We start from the raw sequence: 6883 nt of genomic DNA, 5'->3' as shown, positions 1-6883 counted from the left end.
TTGTTCTCCGCCGTGATGGTGCGGATCGCCTGGTCCGCCCAGTCCCGGTCCGTTCCGCCGCTGCCCGTGCCGGTGCTTGAGGCTGCCGGACCGGTGGGTGGACTCGTCCTTGAGGTACAGCTGGATGCCCCAATGCTCCGGCAGGGCCACCGAGTAGAGGTGGGTGTCCGCGGAACGGTTGTTCTCCGCCGTGATGGTGCGGATCGCCTGGTCCGCCCAGTCCCGGTCCGTTCCGCCGCTGCCCGTGCCGGTGCTGCCCTCGATCTTCACCGCACCAGCCTACCCGTGGCAGCCGGATTACCCGTCTAAAGTTGGACCGTTGCCTGCGCCATCAGACGGCGCAGATCCCGCAGAAGGAGCTCCATGAATCCGCTGATTGACGTCCCCGGCCTTGAAGCCAGGCTCGCCGCCGGGCGCCGGACGGTGCTGCTGGACGTGCGCTGGGTGCTGGGCGATCCGCATGGCCTTGAGCACTATCTTGCGGAGCACCTGCCGGGCGCCGTGTTCGTTGACCTGGCCTCGGAGCTTGCGGATCCCACCGTCCCGGACCGCGGGCGGCACCCGCTGCCGTCCCGCGACCCGTTCCAGGAGTCGGCCCGCCGCTGGGGTATTCGGAAGGGTGACGTCGTGGTTGCCTACGATGACAGCGGAAACATGGCGGCGGCCAGGCTGTGGTGGATGCTGCGTGACGCCGGCGTCACCGGGGTTTACCTGCTCGACGGCGGTTTGGCCGCCTGGCGTGCCGCCGGCCTGCCGCGTGAGGCGGGCCCCGTCCGTCCCACCCGCGGCGACGTTGAGCTGGGCAGTGGCCAAATGCCCGTGGTCGACGCCGGTGCTGCCGCCACCTGGCCGCGCAGCGGCCTGCTGCTCGACGCAAGGGCGGGCGAGAGGTACCGGGGCGAGCTCGAACCGGTGGACCCCCGTGCCGGCCACATTCCGGGAGCAGTCAGTGCCCCCACCGCTGCAAACGTGGACGGCGCCGGCCGGTTCCTTCCGCCGGCGGAGCTGCGGCAGAGGTTCGAATGCCTGGGCGTCCAGGACAGCCAACCGGTGGCCGTCTATTGCGGCTCCGGCGTCACGGCGGCCCATGAGGTGGCCGCACTCGAACTGGCGGGGTTCTCTGCTGCCCTCTATCCGGGCTCCTTCTCGGAGTGGTCAAACCGCCCGGACCTGCCCGTGGCCACCGGTCCGGAACCAGGCGACGCCGCGGCCCCGGCTGGAAAGTCCGGCGGAGCCGGGGGTAGCGTCGCACTATGACACCAGGACGCCCCGTACCACCGCCCCTTGCCCATCCCATTTCACCCGCAGCAGCAGACGCCGAAGCCGGAATGCGCGCCGCAGCCTACGGCGCAGTCTCCGGAGCCAGCGGGCTGGTACCGCTGACGGTCGCCAGGCGCGCGCCCAAACCGGACGACGTGGAGATCGCCATCGAGTTCTGCGGGCTCTGCCACTCCGATGTGCACGCCACCCGTGGAGAATGGGGCGGCCAGACCTACCCCCTGGTCCCCGGCCACGAAATCGTGGGCAGGGTCAGCAGGACCGGTTCGGATGTCACCGACTTCGCAGTGGGCGACCGCGTGGGCGTTGGCTGCATGGTGGACTCCTGCCGCGAGTGCGAAAGCTGCCTGGACGGCCTTGAACAGTACTGCGAAAACGGAATGACCGGGACCTACGGCGCAAAGGACCGGCGGAACGGGGACACCATCACCCAGGGCGGTTATTCGTCGTCCATCGTGGTGGACCGCCGCTACGTCCTGCGCGTGCCGGAATCGCTGGATCCGGCCGCTGCAGCGCCACTGTTGTGTGCCGGCGTCACCACTTTTTCGCCGCTGCGGCACTTCGACGTCGAGGAAGGCGATGTAGTGGGCGTCGTGGGGCTCGGCGGGCTGGGCCACATGGCCGTCAAGCTGGCCAAGGCCATGGGTGCCAGGGTAGTGGTGTTCACCACCTCGGAATCGAAGGTGGCGGCCGCCCTGGAACTGGGCGCGGATGAAGTTGTCCTGTCGCGGGATGAAGCTGCCATGGCCGCCGCGAACCGTACCATCGACCTCATCATCGACACCGTGGCGGCCCCGCACGACCTGAACCCTTTCTTCCGCACCCTGCGCGTGGACGGGGCACTCTTCCAGCTGGGGCTGCCCTCCGAAGCCATGCCGCCGGTCAATCCGGGCGCCTTGATCAGGCGCCGGATCGCCTACGCCGGCTCACTGATTGGCGGCATTGCCGAAACGCAGGAAATGCTGGACTTCTGCGCCGAGCACGGCGTGGTTGCCGATATCGAGATGGTGGCAGCAGGCCAGCTGAATGAAGCCTACGACCGGATGGTCGCTGGAGACGTAAAGTACCGGTTCGTGCTGGACACCAGCACTTTGCCGGCACCAGCCGAGGAGGCAGACGCATGAGCACGCTGTTCACGAAGATCCTGAAGGGCGAAATTCCCGGCCGGTTCGTCTGGCGTGGGGACGACGTTTCAGCGTTCCTTACCACCGGCCCGCTTGCCGACGGCCACACCCTGGTGGTCCCCACCGAGGAAGTGGACCGCTGGACGGACGCCTCGCCGGAGACCCTTGCCAAGGTCATGGAAGTGGCACGGCGGATCGGCGCGGTCCAGGTGGACATTTTCGGCGCCCGCCGGGCCGGCCTGATCGTGGCGGGCTACGAAATCAACCACCTGCACGTGCACGTGTGGCCTTCGCGCAGCATGGCCGATTTCGACTTCGGGTCAGCGGACCAGAACCCGGACCCCGCGGTGCTGGACGCCAACGCCGAAAAGCTGCGCGAAGGCCTTCGGGCAGCCGGCTATGGGGAATACGTTCCGGCGGCCTGACGGTGTCGTTTCGGCTGAGTGCCCGGCCCCGCAGGCCGGGCACTCAGCCGTTTACTCAGGCAGGGGCAAGTGCCTTGTTGAGCACGGCCCGGATGCGCTTTTCGGACACGGAGTAGGCAGTTCCGAGTTCGACGGCGAACAGGCTCACCCGGAGTTCCTCGATCATCCAGCGCACCTGGGTTAACTCCCGTCCGGCACGCCGTCCCGGCAGCAGCGCCGAGACGGCATCGTCGTAGTCGTCCTCGAGCCGCTGCACCACTGTCATGTTCAGCGCATCCCGCTGCACGTTCCCGGGCAGCCGCTCCAGCCGCTTTTCGATGGCCGCAAGGTACCGCGGGAGCTGGCTGAGCTGGGCGTAGCCCGTGCGTGCCACAAAACCCGGGTACACCAGTTGTTCCAGCTGGCTCTTGATGTCGTTCAGCGCGCTGATCAGGGGCAGGCTGGTGGTGCCCTTGAGCTGCTTTTCGATCCGCCGGGTGCTGGCCAGGATGCGCTCGACGACGGCAGTGACGGTGAAGACGGTGTCGATGAGTTCAGCGCGCACCAGCTCATAAAGAGCATCAAACGCCGGGCGGTCCCAGGGGAGTTCCGGGGGTGTGAGCTTGTCGATGGCCGCCAATGCGCAGTCGGCGATGAGGGCCGTCACCGAGCCGTGCGGGTTCTGGCTGAAGGTGAGTTTCTCGGTGTTGCTCAGGTGCTCCAGGACGTATCGGTCCGGTGCCGGAACGCGCAGTGCCAGCAGCCTGATCACGCCGCCGCGCATGGCGTCGAGCTGTTCCCCAGCCGTCTGGAACACGCGCAGGGACACTGACGTGCCCTGGTCCACCAGCGCCGGGTAGCCGGTGACCGTATGGCCCTTGACCATGCTGCTCACTTGGCGCTCAATGGTGCCGAAGGTCCATTCAGTCAGGCCTTCCTGCTCCACGAACCCTGCCGTGCCAGGGCCCCCCGGCACTCCGGTGCCCTGGTGCTGGCCGCCCGGTGGGCCGCCGTCGGACGCCTTTCCATTCCGGCGCTGCGCGTTGCAGCCGGCGCCGGGCGCAGTGGAGGCGGGGGTGGCGCCAAGCGACTCGGCAATGGCACGCCGGGTGGCGGGGGCGAGCTGCTCCTGGAGCCCGGCGAGGTCCTTGCCTTCGCCCAGGACGTTGCCCTTGCTGTCCACCACCTTGAAACTCACGCGCAGGTGCGGGGGGACGGCGTCCCAGTTCCAGGAGCCGGGCGGGATGACTGCGCCGCGGATACGCCGCAGCGCAAGTTCCAGTGAAGGTTCGAGCTCGTCCCCGGCGGGATCGAAGTCGGCTTCGAGGACGGCCACCGCTTGCCGTGCCACGTCGGGGGCAGGAACGAAATTCTTGCGCACCTGCTTGGGAAGCGACTTGATCAGGGCGGTGACCAGCTCCACCCGCTGACCGGGGATCAGCCACCGGAACGGGGCGTCGTCGAGCTGGTTGAGGAACAGGACCGGAACTTCGGCAGTGACGCCGTCGGACGGGTCGGGGGCAGAGCCCGGTGCCACCGGATGGAACTCGTACGTCAGCGGAAGCTCGAAGCCCTTGTGCAGCCAGGTCTTCGGGTAGGCGGAGACGTCCAGGTCGTCGGCGTCATCGCTGAGAAGCAGTGACTTGTCGTAGTCCAGGAGGTCCGGGTTTTCCCTGCGGGCGTCCTTCCACCACTTGTCGAAGTGCCGCTCTGAGACCACGTCGGGACCGATCCTGGCGTCGTAGAACTCGAACAGCGTTTCGTCATCCACCAGCAGGTCCCGGCGGCGCATGCGGGCCTCGAGTTCCTCCACCTCGTGCAGGAGCGCCCGGTTGCGGTGGAAGAACTTGTGGTGGGTGCGCCAGTCGCCTTCCACCAGGGCATGCCTGATGAACAGTTCCCGGGCCACCACAGGATCCACGCGGCCATAGTTGATCCGCCGCTGGGCGATGATCGGAACACCGTAAAGGGTGACCTTTTCGTAGGCCATGACGGCGCCCTGCTTGGTGGACCAGTGGGGTTCGCTGTAGGTGCGTTTCACCAGGTCAGGAGCTACCTGCTCGGCCCACAGCGGATCGAATTTCGCCGCCACCCTGGCCCAGAGCCGGCTGGTTTCCACCAGCTCGGCTGCCATGACGAACGTGGGGGACTTCTTGAACAGCGCCGATCCGGGGAAGATCGCGAAGCGGCTGCCCCGGGCGCCGGCGTATTCGCGTTTGCGCTCGTCAAGGATGCCGATGTGGCTGAGGAGCCCGGAGAGCAGGCTGATGTGGATGCCGTCATGGTTGCCCACGGGATCTGCCAGGCGCTTGTTGTCCAGGGCGATTCCCAGCGGGCGGGCGAGCTGGCGCAGCTGGGTGAAGAGGTCCTGCCATTCCCGCACCCGCAGGTAGTTGATGAATTCGGCGCGGCACAGCCGGCGGAAGGCCGATGACGACAGCTCCTGCTGCTTCTCCTGCAGGTAGTTCCAGAGGTTCAGGTAGCCGGTGAAGTCGGAGTTTTCGTCCCGGAAGCGGTTGTGCTTTTCCGCGGCCAGTTGCTGCTTGTCGGTGGGCCGTTCGCGCGGGTCCTGGATGGTGAGTGCCGCTGCCAGGACCATGACTTCACGGACGCAGCCGCGCTTTCCCGCTTCGACGATCATGCGGCCCAAGCGGGGATCCACGGGCAGTTGGGCGAGTTTTTGTCCGACGGCGGTGAGGCCGCCGCCCTTCGGCCCGCCCCTGCCGCCGGCTGCTTCAGCCGCACTGCCGTTACCTTGGGTGCGCGGGGGAGCCAGGGCCCCGAGTTCGCGAAGGAGGGTGACGCCGTCGTTGATGGCCCGGGTTTCCGGCGGTTCGACGAACGGAAAGTCTTCAACGTCCTTGGGGCCCTTTGCCACGCCCATCGCGGTCATCTGGAGGATCACGGCGGCGAGGTTGGTGCGCAGGATTTCGGGGTCGGTGAACCGGGGCCGGGACTCGAAGTCCTCCTCGGAGTAAAGGCGGATGGCGATGCCGTCGGACACGCGGCCGCAGCGTCCCGAGCGCTGGTTGGCCGATGCCTGCGAGACGCGTTCGATGGGCAGGCGCTGGACCTTGGTGCGGTGCGAATACCGGGAAATACGTGCCGTGCCGGTGTCGATGACGTATTTGATGCCCGGAACCGTCAGCGACGTTTCCGCCACGTTGGTTGCCAGCACGATCCGGCGTCTGCTGCCGGGGTGGAACACCTTGTGCTGCTCCTGCAGGCTCAGGCGGGCAAAGAGGGGGAGGATCTCGGTGTTGGCCAGCCTGCGGTTGGACTGGATGCGGGCCTGCAGGGCTTCTGCGGCGTCCCGGATTTCACGCTCACCGGAAAAGAACACCAGGATGTCACCGGGAGCCTCCGCCGCCAGCTCGTCCACGGCATCGCAGACGGCGTCCAGGGGGTCGCGGTCCTCTTCAAGTTCATCATCCGAGGCATCCTCTTCGTCCGCTTTCGGCTGCGAGAGCGGACGGTAGCGGATTTCCACGGGATATGTCCGGCCGGAGACCTCAACAATGGGGGCCGGGTCTTCCCGGGTCCCGAAGTGGTTGGCGAACCGTTCGGGATCAATGGTGGCCGAGGTGATGATGACCTTCAGGTCCGGCCGCTGCGGCAGGATCCGCTTGAGGTAACCCAGGATGAAGTCGATGTTGAGGCTGCGTTCGTGCGCCTCATCAATGATGATGGTGCTGTACTTCCGCAGCAGCTTGTCCCGCTGGATCTCGGCGAGCAGGATGCCGTCGGTCATGAGTTTGACCTTGGTCGCCTTGCTGACCTCGCCCGTGAAACGGACCTGGAAGCCTACTTCCTGGCCGATCTCGACGCCGAGCTCCTCCGCGATGCGCTCGGCTACCGTCCGCGCTGCCAGGCGCCGGGGCTGGGTGTGCCCGATGAGGCCCTTTTCTCCGAGCCCCAGTTCCAGGCACATCTTGGGGATCTGGGTGGTCTTTCCGGAGCCGGTCTCGCCGGCGATGATGGTCACCTGGTTGGCTGCGATTGCGGCCATCAGGTCCTCGCGGCGCTCGGAGACCGGCAGCTCGGCGGGATAGGAGATATGAAAAGTCATGGCTGCAG

At 67.0% G+C, this 6883-nt stretch carries 4 protein-coding genes and 1 pseudogene; 3 read left to right on the top strand and 2 right to left on the bottom strand.

What is annotated here, in order from left to right:
- Positions 1-142: 142 nt before the first annotated feature.
- Positions 143-270, bottom strand: a pseudogene (locus ACTHQS_RS12920) (PLP-dependent cysteine synthase family protein); the annotation flags it as partial.
- A gap of 93 nt (positions 271-363) precedes the next feature.
- Here ACTHQS_RS12920 and ACTHQS_RS12915 point away from each other — a divergent pair.
- The 3 genes from ACTHQS_RS12915 to ACTHQS_RS12905 are packed head-to-tail and all read left to right on the top strand — an operon-like array spanning position 364 to position 2827.
- The gene (locus tag ACTHQS_RS12915) at positions 364-1257 is read left to right on the top strand and encodes a sulfurtransferase (RefSeq protein ID WP_440169452.1); all 894 of its coding nucleotides are present in this window, start codon (positions 364-366) and stop codon (positions 1255-1257) included.
- A complete protein-coding gene (locus ACTHQS_RS12910) occupies positions 1254-2402 on the top strand; it encodes an NAD(P)-dependent alcohol dehydrogenase (protein WP_440169449.1) in 1149 nt (382 codons plus the stop codon). Before ACTHQS_RS12915 ends, ACTHQS_RS12910 begins: the two co-directional genes overlap by 4 nt.
- The gene (locus tag ACTHQS_RS12905) at positions 2399-2827 is read left to right on the top strand and encodes an HIT family protein (protein ID WP_440169447.1); all 429 of its coding nucleotides are present in this window, start codon (positions 2399-2401) and stop codon (positions 2825-2827) included. The genes ACTHQS_RS12910 and ACTHQS_RS12905 overlap by 4 nt, the downstream gene beginning before the upstream one ends.
- A 55-nt stretch (positions 2828-2882) precedes the next feature.
- On the opposite strand, the gene hrpA is transcribed toward ACTHQS_RS12905, so the two are convergent.
- Positions 2883-6875: an ATP-dependent RNA helicase HrpA gene (gene hrpA / locus ACTHQS_RS12900; protein WP_440169444.1), complete on the bottom strand. Its 3993-nt coding sequence runs from the start codon at positions 6873-6875 to the stop codon at positions 2883-2885.
- Between the last annotated feature and the right edge of the window lie 8 nt (positions 6876-6883).

Origin of the sequence: Arthrobacter sp. SAFR-044 (genome assembly GCF_051965175.1) — a bacterium.
GTDB lineage: Bacteria > Actinomycetota > Actinomycetes > Actinomycetales > Micrococcaceae > Arthrobacter.
This window is presented reverse-complemented; position numbering and strand designations above follow the sequence as displayed.

Bases quoted from the DNA above. Each gene is read 5' to 3' on its own strand.
- hrpA (WP_440169444.1), bottom strand. From the start codon at position 6,875: ATGACTTTTCATATCTCCTATCCCGCCGAGCTGCCGGTCTCCGAGCGC.
- ACTHQS_RS12910 (WP_440169449.1), top strand. From the start codon at position 1,254: ATGACACCAGGACGCCCCGTACCACCGCCCCTTGCCCATCCCATTTCA.
- ACTHQS_RS12915 (WP_440169452.1), top strand. From the start codon at position 364: ATGAATCCGCTGATTGACGTCCCCGGCCTTGAAGCCAGGCTCGCCGCC.
- ACTHQS_RS12905 (WP_440169447.1), top strand. From the start codon at position 2,399: ATGAGCACGCTGTTCACGAAGATCCTGAAGGGCGAAATTCCCGGCCGG.